At 65.0% G+C, this 20,614-nt stretch carries 19 protein-coding genes and 1 pseudogene; 8 read left to right on the top strand and 12 right to left on the bottom strand.

Features of this window, described 5'->3' with window-relative positions:
- Positions 1-91 precede the first annotated feature (91 nt).
- Entirely contained in the window at positions 92-319 is a 228-nt protein-coding gene (locus tag D886_RS0112225) for a hypothetical protein (protein WP_027594208.1), read from the top strand.
- A 12-nt stretch (positions 320-331) separates the two neighbouring features.
- Here the strand turns inward: D886_RS0112225 and pdeM are convergent, their stop codons facing one another.
- The 6 genes from pdeM to D886_RS0112255 all read right to left on the bottom strand — a co-directional run bounded on the left by pdeM (position 332) and on the right by D886_RS0112255 (position 8,655).
- A complete protein-coding gene (gene pdeM / locus D886_RS0112230; protein WP_027594209.1) occupies positions 332-985 on the bottom strand; it encodes a ligase-associated DNA damage response endonuclease PdeM in 654 nt (217 codons plus the stop codon).
- A complete protein-coding gene (locus D886_RS0112235; protein ID WP_027594210.1) occupies positions 982-3,435 on the bottom strand; it encodes a ligase-associated DNA damage response DEXH box helicase in 2,454 nt (817 codons plus the stop codon). Before D886_RS0112235 ends, pdeM begins: the two co-directional genes overlap by 4 nt.
- Positions 3,436-3,502: 67 nt before the next feature.
- Positions 3,503-4,618, bottom strand: a complete 1,116-nt coding sequence (locus tag D886_RS0112240) for a succinylglutamate desuccinylase/aspartoacylase family protein (RefSeq protein WP_027594211.1) — start codon at positions 4,616-4,618, stop codon at positions 3,503-3,505.
- Between the two features lie 98 nt (positions 4,619-4,716).
- Positions 4,717-6,375 carry an ATP-dependent DNA ligase gene (locus D886_RS0112245; protein ID WP_027594212.1) on the bottom strand — a complete coding sequence of 553 codons (1,659 nt, stop codon included), beginning with the start codon at positions 6,373-6,375 and terminating at the stop codon, positions 4,717-4,719.
- Positions 6,372-7,388 (bottom strand): ligase-associated DNA damage response exonuclease, encoded by a 1,017-nt coding sequence (locus tag D886_RS0112250; RefSeq protein ID WP_027594213.1) that lies wholly within the window; start codon positions 7,386-7,388, stop codon positions 6,372-6,374. Before D886_RS0112250 ends, D886_RS0112245 begins: the two co-directional genes overlap by 4 nt.
- Positions 7,389-7,704: 316 nt before the next feature.
- Positions 7,705-8,655, bottom strand: a complete 951-nt coding sequence (locus D886_RS0112255) for a LysR family transcriptional regulator (RefSeq protein WP_225876706.1) — start codon at positions 8,653-8,655, stop codon at positions 7,705-7,707.
- 485 nt (positions 8,656-9,140) lie between these two features.
- Between D886_RS0112255 and iacA the strand changes: the two genes are divergently transcribed.
- From iacA to D886_RS27775, 3 genes and pseudogenes are all read left to right on the top strand, one after another.
- On the top strand, positions 9,141-10,310 hold the full coding sequence (gene iacA / locus D886_RS0112260; protein ID WP_027594215.1) for an indole-3-acetate monooxygenase: 1,170 nt from the start codon (positions 9,141-9,143) through the stop codon (positions 10,308-10,310).
- Between the two features lie 17 nt (positions 10,311-10,327).
- Positions 10,328-10,690, top strand: a complete 363-nt coding sequence (locus tag D886_RS0112265) for a hypothetical protein (protein ID WP_027594216.1) — start codon at positions 10,328-10,330, stop codon at positions 10,688-10,690.
- A 15-nt stretch (positions 10,691-10,705) separates the two neighbouring features.
- Positions 10,706-11,335: pseudogene (locus D886_RS27775) on the top strand (aromatic ring-hydroxylating dioxygenase subunit alpha); the annotation flags it as partial.
- Between the two features lie 117 nt (positions 11,336-11,452).
- Here D886_RS27775 and D886_RS0112275 read toward each other — a convergent pair.
- The 5 genes from D886_RS0112275 to D886_RS0112295 all read right to left on the bottom strand — a co-directional run bounded on the left by D886_RS0112275 (position 11,453) and on the right by D886_RS0112295 (position 15,808).
- Positions 11,453-13,894: a penicillin acylase family protein gene (locus D886_RS0112275; protein WP_027594218.1), complete on the bottom strand. Its 2,442-nt coding sequence runs from the start codon at positions 13,892-13,894 to the stop codon at positions 11,453-11,455.
- Positions 13,895-14,144: 250 nt separating this feature from the next.
- Complete coding sequence (locus D886_RS27780; protein WP_033694179.1) at positions 14,145-14,348, bottom strand: SEC-C metal-binding domain-containing protein; 204 nt, start codon at positions 14,346-14,348, stop codon at positions 14,145-14,147.
- Between the two features lie 7 nt (positions 14,349-14,355).
- Positions 14,356-14,832 (bottom strand): LEA type 2 family protein, encoded by a 477-nt coding sequence (locus D886_RS0112285; RefSeq protein WP_027594219.1) that lies wholly within the window; start codon positions 14,830-14,832, stop codon positions 14,356-14,358.
- A gap of 2 nt (positions 14,833-14,834) precedes the next feature.
- Positions 14,835-15,311 carry a YchJ family protein gene (locus tag D886_RS0112290; protein WP_027594220.1) on the bottom strand — a complete coding sequence of 159 codons (477 nt, stop codon included), beginning with the start codon at positions 15,309-15,311 and terminating at the stop codon, positions 14,835-14,837.
- A 2-nt stretch (positions 15,312-15,313) separates the two neighbouring features.
- Complete coding sequence (locus D886_RS0112295) at positions 15,314-15,808, bottom strand: DUF6231 family protein (protein ID WP_027594221.1); 495 nt, start codon at positions 15,806-15,808, stop codon at positions 15,314-15,316.
- 159 nt (positions 15,809-15,967) lie between these two features.
- Here D886_RS0112295 and D886_RS0112300 point away from each other — a divergent pair, with 159 nt between their 5' ends.
- From D886_RS0112300 to D886_RS0112310, 3 genes are all read left to right on the top strand, one after another.
- Positions 15,968-16,660: an OmpA family protein gene (locus D886_RS0112300; RefSeq protein ID WP_027594222.1), complete on the top strand. Its 693-nt coding sequence runs from the start codon at positions 15,968-15,970 to the stop codon at positions 16,658-16,660.
- A 181-nt stretch (positions 16,661-16,841) separates the two neighbouring features.
- Positions 16,842-17,117 carry a DUF1145 domain-containing protein gene (locus D886_RS0112305; RefSeq protein ID WP_027594223.1) on the top strand — a complete coding sequence of 92 codons (276 nt, stop codon included), beginning with the start codon at positions 16,842-16,844 and terminating at the stop codon, positions 17,115-17,117.
- Entirely contained in the window at positions 17,110-17,868 is a 759-nt protein-coding gene (locus D886_RS0112310) for a hypothetical protein (RefSeq protein WP_027594224.1), read from the top strand. Before D886_RS0112305 ends, D886_RS0112310 begins: the two co-directional genes overlap by 8 nt.
- Positions 17,869-17,902: 34 nt before the next feature.
- Here D886_RS0112310 and D886_RS0112315 read toward each other — a convergent pair whose 3' ends face one another.
- Positions 17,903-18,367, bottom strand: a complete 465-nt coding sequence (locus D886_RS0112315; protein WP_027594225.1) for a CopD family protein — start codon at positions 18,365-18,367, stop codon at positions 17,903-17,905.
- Positions 18,368-18,464: 97 nt separating this feature from the next.
- Here D886_RS0112315 and dinG point away from each other — a divergent pair, with 97 nt between their 5' ends.
- On the top strand, positions 18,465-20,609 hold the full coding sequence (dinG, locus tag D886_RS0112320; protein ID WP_027594226.1) for an ATP-dependent DNA helicase DinG: 2,145 nt from the start codon (positions 18,465-18,467) through the stop codon (positions 20,607-20,609).
- Positions 20,610-20,614: the final 5 nt, after the last annotated feature.

A 20,614-nucleotide genomic window follows, 5' to 3' on the forward strand; every position in this document is an offset into this window, starting at 1 on the left:
ACGAGCGCGGGGAATTCCCCGCGCATTTGGTACTCCAACGGGTAACCTGCCGATGTGCACGATGCGTGTCGGCTCTCGTCAGGAGCTGCCTATGAAACTCCATCCCGCAATCAGTGCCAAGCTGGCTGGCCTGCAGCCTAACCAGGTCGGTATGTTGCCATGGTCACTGCTGGCGCACCCGCTGCCGATGCAGGCGGGCGGCGTGCCCCACCAGCCTGATCCCGATACTCCTCAACCACCGGAACCGGGCGAAACGCAGCCCATGGAGCCCGGTGAGCCGACCTTGCCCGACGAACCACCTCCCGCGCCCGTCGCCTGAGTGGGCGCTGCTTTAGAGCGCCCATACCCGCCCGGCGCCGGCCAGAAACACGCGGTTTTCGGCGTCGGGTTGCACGCGCCAGCCACCGGTGAATTCACCGAAGGCCGGTAGCAAGCTGATCGCGTCACCCATCAGGAAGCAGGGCAGGCGCAGACGTTGTCTGGCCCGCCCTTGCAACACGAACACCGGGTGGACGTGGCCCGCCAGCACCGGGTGCTGGGGGTGAGCGACAGGCTCGTGCTGCAAGGCGAAAGGTGCCAATAGCCATGGCTCTTCGACCACCTCGATGTCCAGCGAATGCGGTGGGTCGCCCGCGTGGCGATCATGGTTGCCAAGCACCAGCACGATGCGCAGTCCGGCATGCCGTTCCCGCCATGTTTGCAGCTTGGCCAGCGTTGCCGGTGCGCGCGCGGTTTTGGCATGCAGGAAATCGCCCAAAATGATCAGCATCTGGCACTCATGGCTTGTCAGCAGTTGGTCTAGGCGCGCCAAGGTGGCCTCGGTTGTGCCCCGCGGCACGGGCTGATGCAGGGCGCGATAGCTGGCAGCTTTGCCAATATGCACATCCGCTACCAGCAGGGCTCGGCGGGCAGGCCAGTACAGCGCTTTGTCCGGCAGTAACCACAGGGTTTCGCCGCAGTGCTCGATGGCCAGGTGATCATTCATGCGTTGTTACCCGCCACTTTTTCCAGGTCTGCCACCATCCGCGCAATGCGGTCTGCGAGTTTTTCTGTGCTCAAGGTTTCGCGCATGCCTTCCACCAGCAGGGTAAAGGCCAGTGGCCCTGGGCGGCGTAATTCACGCAGGTCCAGCTGCAGTTGGCCCAGCTTCGCCAACTGCCGGTGCAACCGCTCGATTTCCAGTTCTTCGCGCAATACTTCGTCCCGTGCCTGGCCCAGCAGCAGGTTGTCGGCATCGTGCTTGCGAAACACCTCGTAGAACAGCCCGCTCGACGCCTGGATCTGCCGGGTGCTCTTTTGCGCCGCCGGGTAGCCGCCAAACACCAGGCCGGCGATCTGGGCGATCTCGCGAAAGCGCCTTAGCGCCATCTCGCCTGCATTCAGGCTGGCCAGTACATCCTCCAGCAGGTGCTCGGTCGAGAGCGCGCTGGGCAAATGCCTGGCCCAGTCCACGGCGCTTGGGCTGAGCAACTCAAAGCCATAGTCACTGACCGCAATTGAGACCGAAAGCGGTTGCACCTGGCTGACCCGCCAGGCAATAAGGTTGGCCAAGCCGAGGTTGGCCATGCGCCCGGCGAACGGGTACAGAAAAAGGTGCGAGCCTTGGCGAGATTTTAACGTTTCGGCCAGCAGCGTGCGGGTAGTCGGCAGTGCAGACCAGCTTGCCTGCAAGGCCAGCAATGGGCGCACGGCGCGCATTTCCGGGCCTTCGAAACGCTGGTGGGCGGCGGCATCGAGTTGTTCGACCAGGGCATCGGCCAGTTCGCTGGACAGCGGCATGCGCCCGCCATTCCAGCGGGCCACAGCGGCCTTGCGCGAGGTGCTGCGGCGGACGTAAGCGGTCATGTTCTCGACGCGCACCAGTTCCAGCACGCGCCCTGCGAAGACCAGGCTATCACCGGGCCGCAGGCGGGCGATGAACGCTTCCTCGACACTGCCCAGCGACTTGCCACCGCCGCCTTTGCTCCAGTACTTGAGCTGCAGGCTGGCCTCGCTGACGATGGTGCCGATGCCCATGCGGTGGCGCCGTGCCAGGCGCTCGCTGGCAACCCGCCAGACCCCGTCGGCGTGGGGTTCGACACGTTGGTAGTCAGGGTAGGCGCTGAGCGAGTTGCCGCCGTGGCAGACGAAGTCCAGCGCCCACTGCCACTGGCTGTCGCGCAACGCGCGGAAGGCCCAGGTGCTGCGTACCTCGGCCAGCAACTGCTCGGGGCGAAAGCCACTGCCCAAGGCCATGCTGACCAGGTGTTGCACCAGCACATCCATACACAGCTGTGGTGAGCGCCGGGCCTCGATCTGCCCGGCGAGCAGGGCATGCCGGGCCGCAGCGGCCTCCACCAGTTCCAGGCTGTGGGTGGGCACCAAGGTAACCCGCGAGGGGCGCCCCGGTGCGTGCCCAGAGCGACCGGCGCGCTGCATCAGGCGGGCGATGCCTTTGGCCGAGCCGATCTGCAGCACCCGCTCCACCGGCAGGAAATCCACGCCCAGGTCCAGGCTGGAGGTGCAGATGACGGCTTTAAGCGTCCCTTGCTTCAAGTTTCGCTCGACCCAGTCGCGGGTGTCGCGGGACAACGAAGCGTGGTGCAGGGCGATCAGGCCGGCCCAGTCGGGGCGTGCCTCGAGCAGCGCCTGGTACCACAGTTCGGCCTGGGCGCGGGTGTTGGTGAAGACCAGGCTGCTGGCGCTGCTGTCGAGCTCCCGGCTGACCTGATCGAGCATCTTCAAGCCCATGTGCCCTGCCCAGGGGAACCGCTCGATCGCGTCGGGCAGCAGGGTATCGACCTGCAGTTGCTTGTCTTGCCGGCCTTGCACCAGCAACCCATCGCCTGGCAACAGCACGTCGCGTGCGTGCTGCAGGTTGCCGAGGGTGGCCGAGAGGCCCCAGGTCAGCAGCGGCGGGTGCCAGTGGCGCAGGCGTGCCAGGGCCAGTTGCAGTTGCACCCCACGCTTGTTGCCCAGCAGCTCATGCCATTCATCCACCACCACCAGGCGCAGGTTGGCGAAGTCGTCATGGGCCTGTGCCCGGGTCAGCAGCAGGGTCAGGCTCTCGGGGGTAGTAATTAACACGCTGGGTAGGCGCCGGGCCTGTCGCGCGCGTTCGGCGCTGCCAGTGTCGCCGCTGCGCACGCCCACGCTCCAGTTCAGGCCCAGCTCATCGAGCGGCGCTTGCAAGGCACGCGCGGTGTCGGCGGCCAAGGCGCGCATGGGCGTCACCCACAGCACCTGCAAGGGGGCCGGCTGGCGGGCTGAGCTGGCAACGGCGAACGCGCGCAGGGCTGCCAGCCAGACGGCGTAGGTTTTGCCGGCGCCGGTACTGGCGTGCAACAGCCCGGACTCGCCGCGTTCGACGGCCGCCCAGACACGGCGCTGAAAGGCGAAGGGTTTCCAGCCGCGCAGGGCGAACCAGGCGTTGGCGAGGTCGGTGGAGGCGGCCATGGGGCGGGTGATCCTTCGAAGGCTGTGCTTCTACTGACCGCCCGCCAGGGGCATTGGTTTTACCGGATCAATTCCCCAGCAGGTAGCCGCTGCGGCACACCTGCTCGCCCGCCACATGGGCGATGACCATGCCTGCCGTCGCCATGCGGCGCACGCTACGGGCGTACAGCAGGCCGGGTTGGCTGTTGCGCACCGCAGTCACCCGGTCGTTGAGCGGGTCGATGACTTCGGCGATCAACTGGTCGGCTTGCAGGTGCTGGCCTGGGCGCGCGTGGTACACCAGCAAACCGCCAAGCGGCGTCGACACGGGCTCTACGGCCGCCAGGGGCGTGGCCGCGCGGGGCAGTGGAGGAAGGGGGGCGCAGGTGCCTTCGATGACGCCGTTGTGGGTCAGGAAGTCGAGGATCGCCTGGCAGTCCTTGCCGGCCAGGTCATGGCTCACGTCCGCCTGGCCGCGCAATTCGACAGTGACCGAGCAACAGCCCAGCGGAATCGGGAAGCGCTTGCCAAAGCGTTGCTGCAACTGCCACCAGACCAGGCTGAAGCATTCATCGAACGATTGCCCGCCTGAATCGGTGGCCAGCAGGCTCGCCTGGGCGCCCAGGTAGCGGGCCAGTGGCTCGATCTGTGGCCAGGCATCGGGCGTCGTGTACAGGTGCTCGACGGCTTCGAAGTCGCAGTGCAGGTCGAGTATCAGGTCGGCGTCGCAGGCCAGGCGCTGCAAGATCAGGCGTTGGGCCTGGAGTGGGGTGCGTGCGGGGTGGGCGTCTAGCCCGCGGCGCAGGTATTCGCGGATCAAGGCGACGTTGTGTGCGGCGTCCTGAGTCAGGTGCTCTTCGATCTGATCGCCGATGGAATCGGACAGGTCGACGAAGTTGCGATTGAAATTCTCGCCACTCTGCAGTTCGAAGCGCCCCAACGGAGCGTCCAGCAGCACCTGTTCGAGACCGACCGGGTTGGCCACCGGCACCAGGATGATTTCCCGCTGCAGACGGCCCTGTTGTTCCAGTTCGGCCAGCCTGCGCTTGAGGTGCCAGGCCACCAGCATACCGGGCAGTTCGTCGGCATGCAGCGAGGCCTGGATGTACACCTTGCCGCCACCGCGTGGGCCAAAGTGAAAGCTGTGCAGTTGGCGTGAAATGCCCGGTACGGGAGAAAGCAGGTCGTGGGTCGAATGGTGCATGGTAGTCCTGGCTACGTGGCGAATACGGTCTGCGACACGGGTCGGCACAAAGATAGAAGCATAATTTTTGCGTCTGCGCCTGTGCGAATTAGGCACTGTCAGATCAGCAGTGCCTGCAGTGTCGCGAGGTCGTCGGCTTCTTCGACCGGTTTGTCCAGGCGCCAGCGCAGCATGCGTGGAAAGCGCACGGCGATGCCGCTTTTATGGCGTTTGGACAGGGCAATGCCTTCGAAACCCAGTTCGAACACCAAGGTCGGGGTCACGCTGCGCACCGGGCCGAACGTTTCCACTGTGGTTTTGCGGATGATCGCGTCAACCTTGCGCATCTCTTCGTCGCTCAGCCCTGAATACGCCTTGGCGAAGGGCACCAATGCTCGCCCGGCCGTGCCGGGCGGCGCGTCCCAGACGGCGAAGGTGTAGTCGCTGTAGAGGCTGGCGCGGCGGCCGTGGCCACGCTGGGCGTAGATCAACACGGCATCGACGCTGAACGGGTCGATTTTCCACTTCCACCAGGTGCCCATGTCTTTGGTGCGACCCACGCCATACAAGGCCTCGCGCTGCTTGAGCATCAGGCCTTCCACGCCCAGGCTGCGCGACTGCTCGCGCTGTTCGGCCAGCTCGGCCCAGGTTTGCCCTTCGAGCAAGGGCGACAGCAGCACAGGCGCCAGCGGGTAATCCGCTACCAGGCGTTGCAACTGCTGACGACGTACGTGCTGCGCCTGGTTGCGCCAATCCTCGCCCTGCCATTCCAGCAGGTCATAGGCCTGCAGCACCACGGGCGCGTCGGCCAGCAGCTTCTTGCCCAGGGTCTTGCGGCCCAGGCGTTGTTGCAACAGGGCGAAGGGTTGCACGGCCAGGGCATCGTCCGTGGCCCCTGGTTTCCACACCAGGATCTCGCCATCGAGCACAACGCCGTCCGGCAGTGTTTGCGCCAGGCTGTGCAGCTCGGGGAAGCGATCGGTGACGAGCTCTTCGCCACGCGACCAGACCCACAGCTGGCCGTCGCGCTTGACCACCTGTGCGCGGATGCCATCCCACTTCCATTCGATCTGCCAGTCGCTCGGCGGGCCGAGTTGCGCGTCAAACTGCTCGACGGGCGCCTGCAGCGGGTGAGCCAGAAAAAAAGGATAGGGCTGACCGCCACGCTGGCGGTGTTCATCCGCCGACTCGGCAGCGATCAACTGCTGGTAACTGGCGGCGGTAGGGCGGTGGCTGATGTCGGTGTAGCCGACCAGGCGCTGGGCCACGCGCTTGGCGTCCAGGCCGGCCAGTTGCGCCAGGGCGCGAGTGACCAATAGCTTGGACACACCGACGCGAAAGCTGCCGGTGATCAGCTTCAGGCACAGCATCAGGCTTGGCCGGTCGAGCTGCGCCCAGAGCGGCGGCAGGCGCTGGTGGATCACGTCGGGCGGCAGGCCTCGAAGGGGCAGCAGGTGTGTCTCGACCCAGTGGGCCAACCCCTCGTCGCTGCCATGGCTGTTCTCGGGCAGCAGCAACGAGATCGTTTCGGCCAGGTCGCCCACGGCTTGATAGCTCTCTTCGAACAGCCATTCAGGCAGTTCTGCCAGCTCAGTCGCCAGTTCGCGCAGCACACGGGTTGGCACCAGTTGCCGCGGGCGGCCGCCGGCGAGGAAGTACACGGCCCAGGCCGCATCCTCGGCAGGCGCCTGGGCAAAGTAGTCGCGCAAGGCGTCGAGCTTGGCGTTGCTGGAGGTGGTCGCGTCCAGGCGCAGGTACAGTGCGGCGAAGGCTTTCATGCCTCGGGCTCCGAGGTCGCGGGCTCGTCTTCGTCGCCGTATTCGGTGGCGAAGGCGCGAGCATCCAGGCCCTGTTCGTTCAAGTAGCGCACCAGCACGTTAACCGAGCCATGGGTGACCATCACGCGCTCAGCGCCGGTCTGGCCAATGGCCCACAGCAGGCCCGGCCAGTCGGCGTGGTCCGACAGTACGAAGCCGCGGTCGACGCCACGCCGCCGGCGTGTGCCGCGCAACAGCATCCAGCCGCTGGCGAAGGCATCGCTGTAATCGCCGAAGCGCCGCATCCAGCTACTGCCCCCGGCAGAGGGCGGGGCCAGGACCAAGGCTTGGCGCATTAATGGGTCGTTGCGCGGGATGTCGCCGGCATAGCGGGTTTCCGGCAGGTGCACGCCAGCTTCGCGGTACACCCGGTTCAATGGCTCGACCGCGCCGTGTACCAGAATCGGCCCGATGCTCGCGTCCAGCCCGTGGAGAATGCGCTGCGCTTTGCCGAAGGCGTAGCAGAACAACACGCTGGCCTTGCCCTGTGCGCAATTGGCGCGCCACCAGGCGTTGATACCGGCGAACACCTGAGGCTGGCGGGGCCAGCGGTAGATAGGCAGGCCGAAGGTCGACTCGGTGATGAAGGTGTGGCAACGCACTGGCTCGAACGGGGCGCAGGTGCCATCGGGTTCGACTTTGTAGTCGCCCGAAGCGACCCAAACCTGGCCTTGGTATTCCAGGCGTACTTGCGCCGAGCCCAGCACATGGCCGGCGGGGTGCAAGCTTAGGGTGACACCGTGGTGGAGGATGCGCTCGCCGTAGGCCAAGGTTTGCAGGTTGATGTCCTGGCCCAGTCGGCTGCGCAGGATGCCCGCGCCGGGCGCGGCGGTCAGGTAATGGTTATTGCCGGTGCGGGCGTGGTCGCCGTGGCCGTGGGTGATGATGGCACGGTCCACCGGCCGCCAAGGGTCGATGTAGAAATCACCGGGCGGGCAGTACAGGCCTTCGGGGCGGGCGATAACGAGGTCCATGGCACGGGCGCCGGTGGTGGGTTACCAGTTAGGAGCGCGGTGGGCGATGGGAAGTTCGAGTGAGTTCGTCGTGGGGCTTGTGGCGCCTGTGATATCGGGCGCCGCCCGTGCGGCGCTTCGCAGCACAAGGCTGCTCCTACATTTTTACGGTTACGCCAAGAAAGTCGCGTGCCCTCGTCCCAGAAATAATTGGCCCGAAACAGATGTAGGAGCAGCCTTGTGCTGCGAAGCGCCGCGCGGGCGGCGCTCGATCTCATAGGCGCTGCATCTCCCAAGGCAAACACCAAGGCAAACCCCACCGGCCCCTATGCACAAATCACAACGCCATCCGCACCGCCTTGGCCATCTCCGTCGCCAATTCTCGGCTCATCCCATCCAAGGTTCGCCCACGGCGCGTAACAATCTGGATATCGGTCGCATTCATCGCCTCGCAATCGATGGCCAGGGCCTTGAAGGTGCCGTTCTTGAGCTCGTCGATGATCGGCAGTTCGGCCAGCAAGGTGGCGCCCAGCCCCGACCGAACGAAGTCCAGAATCACCGCCAGGGAGTTGGAGGTGAGGGTGGGCACGATGGCGAACGGCTGGTCCTTGCAGGCGGCATCCGCCAGCTCCCGCACGCGGAAGTTGGCGCCGGGCAGCACCAGTGATTCGCGGGCCACTTCGGCGAGGCTGACCGTGGAGCGCTCGGCCATCCGGCTGTCACGGTGAACAATCATCCGCAATGGCTGCGCCAGGCTGAACAGGCGCGTCAGGCGGGCCGACGCGTTAGGCGCAAAGACCACGCCGAGGTGCGCCTCGTCGTTCATCACCATGCGCTGCACCTCCAAGGACGGGGCGCTGATGATCTCGGCCTTGTGCGCATTGTGCGCGTGCAAAAAGCCCTGCAACGAATTGATCGCCCGGGCCCCCAGCAGGCCTTCGCCGATGGCGATCACCGTCGAGGCTTGCTGGCGGCTTCGCAATTCGTCCAGCCGGTCGACCAGCAGCGCGTGTTGGCGAATGCGTTCGATGTAGTAGTCCACGGCAGCCTCGCCCGCGGCAGTCAGGCTGATGCGGTGGGTGCCGGGGCGCACCAGTTCGATGCCCAGTTCTTCTTCCAGCCGGGCGATCTGCCGGCTGACCGATGAGGTGGCGACGCCGAGCACTTCGGCAGCGGCGCGCATGGAGCCCTTGTCATGGCTCAGGTGCAGGTAGCGCAGGCGGTGGTCCTGCAGATCGATATGGCGGGTGGGCATGACCTCGACCTCGGGGGTAATCACGGCAGGCATTGGCGTGTCCCCATCCATCCTGGTGGGGCGTTGGCTTGTTTTTTTTGTGTGCTCGGCGTGGTGGCCGGCGTTGTTGCGCTCCATGCCAGGCCATCGTACACGCGTTTTTTTCTGTCCGAAATCATGTGAAAAAGGCGCTAAAAATTTTTCGTGATATCGGCGCGGGTCGTTAGTTTTTTTAGGCGCGTTGAGACCGGTTTTTGAAGTCGTATAAATCCATTTAAATCATGTAGATAGCCAATTTTTAGAGGGTTTATCCGTTAGGTATAGGTAAATTTTTCTCCTGTTTTAGCGTGAAAATTCAATTGACAATTCACGTAAATCGCCGCAAATATTTGTCACCGGCACCTAAAACAAGAGAGACAGACCATGCCGCCCGAACCTGCCTTCGCCCCTCTGTATGGCCAGTGCTTGCCTTCCACGAGCCCAGCCAACGCCCCCCACAAGCATCAGTACAAAAACCGCGCCTGAGACGGAGAATGTCCATGGATTCGCTTTGCCTGCGTGCCGCGCCTGTGTCGGCGCTCGCCTCTGGCCCTGCTTTCGAGGCCTTGCTTGACGGTGTTCGTGATCGTGCTCGCCTCGGTGAGTTCGACCGCCAGCGCTACATATCCCGCGATGTGATCGACGCGTTCAAGGCCCATGGCGTGTACCGCGCCTTGGTGCCTAAGCGCTTTGGTGGGCTTGAGTGCTCGCCGGGGGCCTTCTGTGAAATGATCGAACGCATCTCCCATGCAGACGGCTCCGCCGGCTGGGTGGCCAGCTTCGGCATGAGCCCCGTGTACCTGGCGGCGCTGCCGCTGGAGACCATCGCCGAGATCTACGGCAACAGCCCCGACACGGTGTTTGCCGGGGGCATCTTCCCGCCACAACCGGCCGAGATCGTGCCCGGAGGCTTCAAGGTCAACGGCCGCTGGAAGTACTCCAGCGGGTCCATGGGCGCGGACATCGTGGGTGTCGGAATTGCCCCACGCAATGGCGACAAGCTCGACCTGCCGCGCCTGGCCGTGATGCCGCGCCAGCAGGCGCGCATCGAAGAAACCTGGGACACCGTCGGCCTGCTCGGCACTGGCAGCCACGACCTGGTGGTCGAGGACGTGGTGGTGGGCGAACAGTGGACCTTCGTGCGCGGCGGCAAGCCCAACCTGGACGAGCCGTTCTTCCGTTACCCGTCACTGTCGTTCGCCACCCAGGTGCTCTCGGTGGTCGGGCTGGGCATTGCCCGCGCTGCATTGGACGAACTGTCAGGCATGGCCAGTGGGCGCATCTCGGTGACCGGCGCCCCGGCACTGGCCGACCGGCCGCTGGCCCAGGTCGATGTGGCCAAGGCCGAGGCGGCGCTGCGCTCGGCGCGCGCGTTCTTCTACGAGTCCATCGAACGTGCCTGGGAGCACGTGGTGGCGGGCGACCCGGTACCGGTCGACGTCACCAACCTGTTGCGCCTGTCCTCCACCCATGCCGCCCGTGTGGCCGCTGAAGTGGCGCGCAGTGCGCAGATGCTCTCGGGCATGACCGGCATCTACAACGAAAGCCCGCTGGCCCGCTGCGTCAACGATGCGCAGGTGGTGACCCAGCACGCCTTCATGGGCGACGTCACGTACCAGAACGCCGGTGCGATGTTCTTCGGTAAACAACCCCTTCCGGGCTACCTGTAATTTTCGGGAATTTTGTCATGAGCGATAAGAAAGCGTTGCGTGTGCTGTTCTGCATGGGCATCAACCAGAACTTCTTCAATGCCCCCCGTGAGGAGCAGCTACAGGTGTGGGCCGCCTTCAGCGCGATGTGGAATGGCATTCACGACCTGGCCGGGGTGAACGTGCTGGGCAACATGGACGATGACCAAGGCATGGTCGGCCCGTCCGACGGCTTCCCCTGGACCACCTACCTGCTGGCCGACGTACCGGACATCGATACCGTGCACGCCGCCTGCAACCTGTTCCGCTGCACGGCGGTGGGCGACGGGCCTTACAAGCTGTGGCGCTACGCCAAGGTCGAGGCCCGTGTCGGCCGCGAACTGATCATCCAGCGCGCCTGAGTCGAGGACGATACCGTGAGCAACCTGATCCCCGCCGTCAACCTGACGGTCGACCCGGCCGAGCTGGTCCAGCCCGACCGTGTCCACACCTCCCTCTACACCGACCCGGCCCTGTTCGACGCCGAACTGCAGAAGATCTTCCACAGCACCTGGATCTGGGTCGCCCACGAGAGCGAAGTCCCCGAGCCCGGCAGCTACAAGACCACCTTCATCGGCAAACAGCCGGTGATCGTCGTGCGTGACCGCAAAAAGGCCATCAACGTGCTGCTCAACCGCTGCCGCCACCGCGGCGCCACGGTCTGCGAGCACAAGAAGGGCAAGACCAACAGCTTCGTCTGCCCCTACCACGGCTGGGGCTACGCCCTCGATGGCTCGCTGCGCGGCATCCCCCACCCGGAAAGCTACGGCGACTGCCTGGACAAGGCCGAGCTGCCACTGGTCAGCCTGCGCGTCGAAAGCTACGCCGGCATGGTCTTCGCCACCTTCAAGGACGACATCGAACCGCTCGAAGACTTCCTCGGCGCAGCGAAAAAGTGGATGGACTTGTTCATGAAGCAAGGCGCCGGCTACGGCATCAAGGTCCCCGGCGAGCACCGCTTCCGCTTCCCCGGCAACTGGAAGATCCAGCTGGAAAACACCAACGACCGAAGCCGAAACAGATGTAGGAGCAGCCTTGTGCTGCGAAGCGCCGCGCGGGCGGCGCTCGATCTCACAGGCGCTACAAGGCCTGCGCCATACACCCAGCCCATCACACCATCCCCTTTACCGACCCGGCACCAAGGTCAGCCGCTGGCTCCCGTAGGCCCGCCCAAAGTTCTGCGGTTGCAGCGGCAGGCTCATGAAGCGCCCCTTGAACCAGGCATCCAACCCGTCGCTGTAGTGCGGGCTTGCCGCGTTGCCGGACTGGCCACTGCTGGTCAGCACCTGCAACGGTTCGGCCTGGCCGAAATCGACGACCATGCGTGCCGATGCTGGCAGGCGGGTGTCGAAGTCACTGCCCCAGGCGTAGGGTGTGAGGGCCAGGGTACTAAAGTCGCCGCCGGCAGCCAGCGGTGAACGGCTGAGGGCATCACCCAGGCCATGGTAGGCCGGTGCCGGCCAGCGGTACTGGTGCAGCTTGCCCCACTGCCAAGCGCGGCGGTCGGCGCCGAGTTGCGCAGTGCCGGCATCCACCGCAGCGGCCAGGCTGCGGGCGAGAATCACCGGCTTGTCTTCTTTCTGCGGGGTGCTGCGGTCATCCCAGAACGGGCTGTCTTCGCGGCCCAGCAGGTGGTCGGCCTGTGCCGAGTAGGAGAGCCGCGCGTTGCTGACGAACGCCTGCCAGGCAGGGCTGGATTCTGGCCCGAGGTCGTCGAGGAAGGTTTCGCGGGCGAAGGCCTGAAGGAACAGCTCGTACAGCGCGGCATCTGCCGACACCGGGCTCAGCCGGCCATCGAATGCCTTGAGCCGGGCCAAGGCGTCGCGGGCCTTATCACGCTGTGCAGGTGGCAGGGCATCGATGGCTTGCTTGAGCGGTTGAGCCATGCCCGGTGCGTCGAACATCTGCTTGAGCTTGTCGGCTAGCAGGGTGACTTGATCGTTTTGCAGGGCCATCAGGCTGCGGCTGTCGTGACGGCCGTTGCCTGCCAACTGAGCCAGGCGCTCGGCGCGCTCGGGGTAGTACCAAGTGTTGGACAACTGCATGCCGTAGCCGCGCGGCAGGCTGCGCTGGTTGGCGTGGCCGATCCAGCCAGCCGGCGGGTCCTGATCGTATGGGTGCAGCATCGGGTCAGCGTAACCGTCCCAGTCGTAACGGCCGTCCCAGCCGGGCGAAGGCAGCAGGCCCTGGCCTTCGCGGCGGTTAGGGTAGCGCCCGCTGACTTGCCAGCCGATGTGCTCTGGCTCGGCGAAGACGAAGTTGAGCGCCGCGGCGGCGACTTCGCGGGTGCTGTCGAATGCCCGTTCGACGGTCTTGGCGCGGGTCAGGTCGAACAGCGCGTCGAGGCTGCGGTCGCCCTTGAATTGAGGCAGGTTCAGGGCCAGGCCCAGGCTGGCGCTTGCCGGCTGGGCAAGCAGGGTGCCGTGGCGCGTGTCGTACATGACCTCGCGCAGAGGGCGTTGGCCACGCACGAAGAAGGTTTCGCTGCGTGCCCGTGCTGGCAGCCATTTGCCGTCGGCCAGGTAGCTCAGTTGGTTGCCTTGGCGGCGCAGTTGCTCCAGGTACAGGTCCTGGTTGTCGGCCATCACGGCGCTGCTGCTCCAGGCGATCTTACCGTTGTAGCCGGCCAGCACGATCGGCAGGCCCGGCAGCGACAGGCCGGCGACCTGGTACTTGCCAGTGTGGATCTGCACCGGGCTTAGCGCCCAGGCGGCCTGGCTGTCGCTGGCCAGCAGGCTCTTGCCGCTGCGGCTGCGTTGGCCTGCCAAGGCCAGGTTGGCCGAGCCTGGGCTACCGAGCAGGTCGAGGTCGGCGAGCTTTTGGCTGGCTGCCGCCAGGGCGGGCAAGCCGGGTAGCTGGCTAGCGAGGTGGAGGCCCTTGAGCTTGTCCACTTCGCTGTCGGCCAACGGTTCGTCCGGTGCGCCGGGCAGCAGCCAGGCCAGCTTGTCGCTGCCGACCTTCTGCGCCAGGGTCAGGGCACTGAGTTCTTCTTGCAGGTTCACCGATTGGCTGAAGGCGTACAGGCTGAAGATCAGCGCCGAGTCTTCTGGCTTCCAGTACTCAGGGCGATGGCCGCTGCTGGCCAGGCTGGCGGGCAGCTTGTCGCGGTAGCGGAACAGGTAGGCGTTGACGCCGCGGGCGTAGACCTCGAAGAAGCGCTTGAGCCGTGGCGAGGCGTCGGCGTATTGCTGGGCGGCGCTTTGCTTGAGGTTGGCGGCGCGCATCAGGCGGTCGATGTCGAGGGCATCGCTGCCGGCAAGTTCGGCGAGGCGGCCTTGGGCGAGCAGGCGCATGGCGATCATCTGCTCGATGCGATCCCCGGCGTGTACGTAACCGAGGCTGAACAGCGCGTCATGGAAGTTGCCGCTCTCGATCAACGGCGCGCCCATGGCATTGCGCCGGACCGAGACGTTTTGTGCCAGGCCTTTGAGCGGCTGTACGCCGGTGGTCGGTGGCACGCTGTCCTGGTAGCCGCCCATCTGGCAACCGGCGAGTCCGAGCATGCCGAGCAGCGTGGCAGCGGTCGTGAACCGCAGGCGGAAGGGAGGAAAGGCGGGGGCGGCCATGACAAGGGCTCCTGCAAGGCGTGGCGGGGGTTTGGAAGGCGCTAAGGTAGTGAGCACGCAGGCGCGGTGCAAGGTGCTTAGGCGGTTTATTTACGAATGGTATGTGGGAGGGGCGATGGGCGAGGGGCGGCAGGTGTAGGGGTTGAGTGATGTGGTGTTCTCAAGATCGAGCGCCGCCCGCGCGGCGCTCGATCTTGAGAACACCACATCACTCAACCCCTACACCCAGGCCCTCAGCACAACGTGCCGATCAAGCGCCGTGGCACTTCTTGAACTTCTTCTCGCTGCCGCAAGGGCAAGGATCGTTGCGGCCAACGTCCTTCAGGGCGTTACGAACAGGTTCCTGATGGCCGTGGTTGCAGTGCGGGCCGTGCACATGGCCATGGTCGTGATCGTGGTGGTGATCATGATCGTGGTTGCAGTCAGGGCCATGAACATGAGGTTGCTGGGTCATTGCAAAGTTACTCCGGTATGAAATCACCGGGGATTATCTCACCACTGCGCGACAAGTGCAGGTCCCGGTGGAACAGCAACCCGGTGGCCAGCTCGCCCTGCAAGGTGTAATGCAGCGGTTGCTCACTTTTAAGCAGCTTGGCCAGCGGCTTGAGGTGCTGCCACAGGTTGGTCCGCGCGGTGATCTTGAAGGTGCGCCGGGCATGGCCGCCGACGCTGCGCCACACACTGGTCTCATCCTGCACCAGCAGCAGGTCGTTGAGCCGTATCGAATACGCCAGGCTGCGGATGAACAAGCGGCTGTCATTCGGGTTGTCGACGCGCAGGTGCAGCACGAACTCCTGCTCAAGTAGCCTGGCCTTGACCGTTTCGACCCTGACCAGGTGCACCTCAGGTTCGCGCCAGTCGTCGCCGCCCCAGCTGACGCAGCCCGCCAGCAGTGCCAGCAGGGCGCCGAGCAGCAGTACGCGGGCCTGGGGGATCATGCTCAGCTGGCCACGTAACTGGCACAGCATTTCTTGAACTTCTGACCGCTGGCGCAAGGGCAAGGGTCGTTGCGCCCGGCCTTCAGCCCGACCGTGGGGTCGATGAAGTACCAGCGCCCCTCATGCTGGACGAACGCCGAGCGCTCGCGGTGCTGGTGATCGCCGTCCTCATCGTGCCAGCGCGCGGTGAAGGTGACAAAACCGTGCTCGGGTTGGCCACCCAGCACCTCGGCGCTTTCCACCTCCAGCCCCAACCAGGTGCTTTGGGCGCTCCAACTGGCCATGGCGCCGCGGTCCAGCGCCGCTTGCTGGGCCGGCAGGGTGGTGCTCACCAGGTAGTCGATCAGGCCCAGCACGTAAGCGCTGTAGCGCGAGCGCATCAGCGTCTGGGCATCCGGTGCCGGGGTTCCGGCATGGTAGTGCCCGCAGCAGGCGTCGAGCAGGTTGCCACTGCCGCAAGGGCAGACCGAGACACTCATCATCACCACCAGTACTTTCCAAAATTTTCAGGGTTGGCCCAGAATCGCGCATTGAGCCAGTCCGGGACTTGCTTGTAGTCATGTAGATCATAGGTGAAGAGGCTCAACACCTGCCCTTCACGACGGAATTTTTCGCTGGCAGACAAGGCCAGGGCGAAAAAGTCGGTGTCTTGCCAACCGCAGGCCGAGAGGTCGGCCAGCACCGCAACCCGGCTGGCATTAAGGTTACGAATGCCGCCCAGCAGTTCCAGGCCGGTACGCTTGGGCAGGTGCTCCAAGCAGTCCACCAGCACCGCCAAGTCGAAGCGTTGACCGGCAAGGTCTGCCGGCAACGGGCCGGGTGCAGTCGTTGCGATGGCCACCTGCGGGTGTGCCTCGGCAAAGGCGTCCAGTGCGGGGAAGCGCGTGCCTACCAGCAACAGGCGTTGAGGGGTAAAACGCTCGAGCAGGGCCGCCAAGGCCTGCTGGGGCGTGCGCTGCGAAAAACCGTCGGTCATTGCCAATCCTCGTTCAAGTCATCCAAGACTAACGGGCCGCAGCGCCTGGGCAAAGCGGCATGTGACCGCGTCGTGGCTTATTGCTGGCAGGGATGGATTGCGCGGTCTTTACTCCCAGAGATCGGCCTTATGCCGATTCCCCTAGGAGAAGCAACGAAAATGAGCATAGTACGCACAGCGATACCCCTGGTACTGCTCACCAGTGTGTTGACTGGTTGTGCAGGTTTGCAAAAAACCGACTGGCCGAAGTGTGCTGCCGTCGGGGGCGTAGGCGGCGCCGCCTTGGGTGCCATCGAGAGTTCCAGCTGGGCTGGCTGGGGCGCGTTGTTGGGCGGTGGCCTGGCGGCGGGCTATTGCTGGGCCCATGGCGATGGCGACGAGGATGGTGACGGCGTGCCGGACAGCCGTGACAAGTGCCCCGGCACCCCACGCGGTGTTCAGGTCGATGCCAATGGCTGCCCGCCAGAACCGGTCGCGGTGGTCGAGGAAGTCGTGGTGCAGAAGGAAGAGGTCATCGTCATCCGCGATGTGCACTTCGAGTTCGACTCTGCGCGTCTGACCGCCAAGGATAAAGAGCGGCTGAACACCATCGCCACCCGCCTCAAACAGGAAGCACCGAGTGCCCGCCTGAGTGTCAGCGGCCATACCGACAGCGTGGGTTCTGACACCTACAACCAGAAACTGTCCGAGCGCCGTGCCCATTCGGTGACCGATTACCTGGTCGAGAGCGGTGTGCCGCGCAGCAGCTTCGTCTCGATAGTGGGTGCCGGTGAAACCCAGCCAGTGGCTGACAACGCCACGGCCGATGGGCGCGCCATGAACCGTCGCACCGAGATCAAGATCCAGCGGTGACGGCCAGCACCAGCGTCCGCGCCTGGAGCAGTGGCGCGGGCGCAGGCTGCTGGGCAGTTCGATCCGACAAGCGTCACTGCAGGGCCTCTGGCGCACGCCTTGGCATTACAGGTACTGTTGGTCGCACGGCTCGCTCGAACGGGCCGCTTCGACATAACAATAAATGTAGAGGGGCGGGGCTATGAAGTTCATCCTGGGCCTGGGCAAGGTCCTGACCGTTATCTTCTGGGGCGTGGCGCTGTTCAATCTGTTGATGCCGCAACCCTTGCCATTCAATCTTCTGATCAACGCGGCAGGCATTGTCTTGCTGAGCCTGCATGTGCTCGAGGTGTTGTTCTTCAACGCCAGCCTGCGTGGGCGCAGCCACCGTTGGTTCGACCGCTTGCAGATCCTGCTGACGGGGATCTTCCATGTCATGTCCATTCCTCGTGCGCAGGAGGCGCCGCGCAATGCGTAATCTGATGTTGCTGGCGGTGTTGGCCGCGCCCTTGGCCCAGGCCGAAAGCCTTGAAGTGGCTTCCAATTCCATGCTGCGCTTGCCCGACAAGTCGGCCAGCGTGCACCTTGAGTCCCTGCGCGTAGCCGACTCGGCGACGCTGCTTTTACCTGCCACGCTCACCGAGTTGAAGGTCGATCACCTGCAACTGGGGCGTGAGGCGCGTATCGCCATTGCCCCCGCTGACCACCCGCTGCGCATTGAAGCACGCAGTGCCCGGCTGGGTGAGGGCAGCGAAATCAGTGCCCCGGGTGCGCCAGGCACCTACCAGCGTGCGGCCCGTTCCGGGCGAAGCCTGGACTTGAAGCTGGATGAGTTAGAGGCCGAGCAACTGTCGATCGATGCCCGAGGCGGTGCCGGCGCGCCGGGTTATGCAGGGCTTGATGGTGCCAACGGCCAAGCCGGGGGCTGCACCTGGGGCCAAGCCAGCCGCGGCGCCAATGGCGATGATGGCGGCAACGGGCATGACGGTGCGGCGGGTGGGCGAATTCGCCTGAGTGTGCCGCAGGGCTTTGCTCAATCGCGCATTGTGGTGCGCCTGGATGGCGGTGCCCCGGGCCAGGCCGGCACAGCGGGCAAGGCAGGCAAAGGCGGGGCGAGTAAAGGGTGTTTGGTCTATCGCACCGATGCCGGTGCCAGCGGGCGGCCGGGGCAACCGGGCCAGCCAGGCCTGGCCGGTGCCTCGGGTGAGTTGATCCTGCAGCGCCTTTGACCCGCGCGGGCGGCGCGGCCCAGGGTTGCGTCGCCTACAGCACCCACCGCGAGCTGGCCACTGCCACCACCGCGATGCCCAGCAGCAGGTTGATGCCGACCATCCGTCGAATCCTGCCCAGTACCGCGGCCCCCGCCGCCCAGTCCTCGGCCTGCACGGCTGCTTTCAGCTCTGGCAGCAGCAACGCCTGGATGCGCATGAACAGGGCGAACATGGCAATGCCGCCACCGATCATCACATGCACGTATTTGGGCGCGGTCTCGAAGCCTGTGAAGCGCATGTGCAACATGCCGATACCGCTGATCGCCAAAATCGCGACCGCCAACCAGACCCATCTGAAGAAGCGTCGGAAAACTTCCACCCACAACCGCAGGCGCGCAGGCCCGTCGAGGGCTGCAACCGTTGCCGGGCGCAGCACCAGCCAGGCGAAGAACATGCCGCCGACCCAGACCAACGCGGCCAGGACATGCAGTGTGTAGGGGAGGGCAAAGGCAAGCATCCGGATCTCCATGCGGCATAAAGGGCAATAGCGGGGTATGATAGCCGCCCATGCGAAACACTGAAAATATATCCAGCCCTCCGGGCGCCTGCAGACCATGATCAGCAACGAACTCAAAGCCACCATCCAGGGCGCCTATTCGCGTTTTCTCGAAGCCAAGAGCCTCAAGCCGCGGTACGGCCAGCGCCTGATGATCGCCGAAGTGGCCAAGGTGCTCGGCGACATCGCCTGCGACGATGAAGGCCGCCGTGCCGGCGAGCCTGCCGTTGTCGCCGTCGAGGCGGGTACCGGTACCGGCAAGACGGTCGCCTATGCGCTGGCCGCGATCCCGGCCGCCAAGGCTGCCGGCAAGCGCCTGGTCATCGCCACCGCGACCGTCGCCCTGCAAGAGCAGATCGTCTTCAAGGACCTGCCCGACCTGATGCGCAGCAGCGGGCTCAATTTCAGCTTCGCCCTGGCCAAGGGGCGCGGCCGCTACCTGTGCCTGTCCAAGCTCGATGTGCTGCTGCAAGAAGGCCACGCACAATCGGCCACTGCGCAGTTGTTCGAGGAAGAAGGCTTCCACATCGAAGTCGACGAGCGCAGCCAGAAACTGTTCAACAGCATGATCGAGAAACTGGCGGGCAACCGCTGGGACGGCGACCGCGACAGCTGGTCCGAAGCCCTGGAAGACCAGGACTGGGCACGCCTGACGACCGATCACAGCCAATGCACTGGCCGCCACTGCCCGAACTTCCAGCAGTGCGTGTTCTATAAAGCGCGCGAGGGCATGGGCAAGGTCGACGTAATCGTCACCAACCATGACATGGTCCTGGCTGACCTGGCCCTGGGGGGCGGCGCGGTGTTGCCCGACCCACGCGACACCATGTACGTGTTCGACGAAGGCCACCACCTGCCAGACAAAGCCATTGGCCACTTCGCGCATTACTCGCGCCTGCGCTCCACCGCCGACTGGCTGGAGCAGACCGCCAAGAACCTCACCAAGCTGCTGGCTCAGCACCCGTTGCCGGGTGACCTGGGCAAACTGATCGAACAGGTGCCGGAGCTGGCACGTGAGATCCGCACCCAGCAGCAGTTCATGTTCACCCTGTGCGAACAGGTCGCGGACTTCCGCCCCAGTGAAGACACCGAGGGCCGTGAACGCCCGCGCTATCGCTTCGAAGGGGGCGTGGTGCCGGAGCAGATCCGCGAGGTGGGCATCGAACTGAAAAAGGGCTTCGCCCGCCTCAACGACCTGTTCACTCGCCTGGCCGACCTGCTGAAGGAAGGCATGGACGGTGAAGTCAATATCGGTATCGCCAGCCACCAGGCCGAAGAATGGTACCCGCTGTTCGGCAGCCTGGTGACCCGCGCACAGGGCAACTGGGAGCTGTGGACGGCCTTCACCGCCGAAGACCCCGAAGACAGCCCACCCATGGCACGTTGGCTGACCCTGGCCGAAAGTGGGGCGTTGTTCGACATCGAAGTCAACGCCAGCCCCATTCTCGCCGCCGAAATGCTCCGTCGCAGCCTGTGGAGTGTCGCCCACGGCGCGCTGGTGACCTCGGCCACGCTCACCGCCTTGGGCAAGTTTGACCGCTACCGCATGCGTTCGGGCCTGCCGCGTGATGCCGTTACCTGCGTGGTCCCCAGCCCGTTCGTGCATGGCGATGCCGGCCTGCTGCGGGTGCCCGACCTGGGCGCCGACCCACGTGATGCGGCGGCGCACACCGCCGCCATCATCCGCGAATTACCTAACATGCTCGACGATGCCCGCGGTGCGCTGGTGCTGTTCTCGTCGCGCAAGCAGATGCAGGATGTGTTCGACGGCCTGGACCGGGACTGGCGCAAGCTGGTGCTGATCCAGGGCAACCTGTCCAAGCAGGAGACCCTGAACAAGCACAAGGCGCGGGTCGATGATGGCCAGCACAGCGTGTTGTTCGGCCTGGCCAGCTTTGCCGAAGGTGTCGATTTGCCCGGTGCCTATTGCGAGCATGTGGTGATCGCCAAGATCCCCTTCGCCGTGCCCGACGACCCGGTCGAGGCGGCCCTGGCCGAGTGGATCGAAGCCCGCGGCGGTAACCCGTTCATGGAAATTGCCGTGCCGGATGCCTCGTTGCGGCTGATCCAGGCCTGTGGCCGGTTGCTGCGGACCGAGCAGGATCGCGGCGTCATCACCTTGCTCGATCGGCGCCTGGTCACCCAGCGCTACGGCAAGGCTATTCTCAATGCGCTGCCGCCCTTCCGGCGGGAGATTTCCTGACGGCC

This window comes from Pseudomonas sp. LAIL14HWK12:I7 (genome assembly GCF_000483465.1).
Taxonomy (GTDB): Bacteria; Pseudomonadota; Gammaproteobacteria; order Pseudomonadales; family Pseudomonadaceae; genus Aquipseudomonas; species Aquipseudomonas kermanshahensis.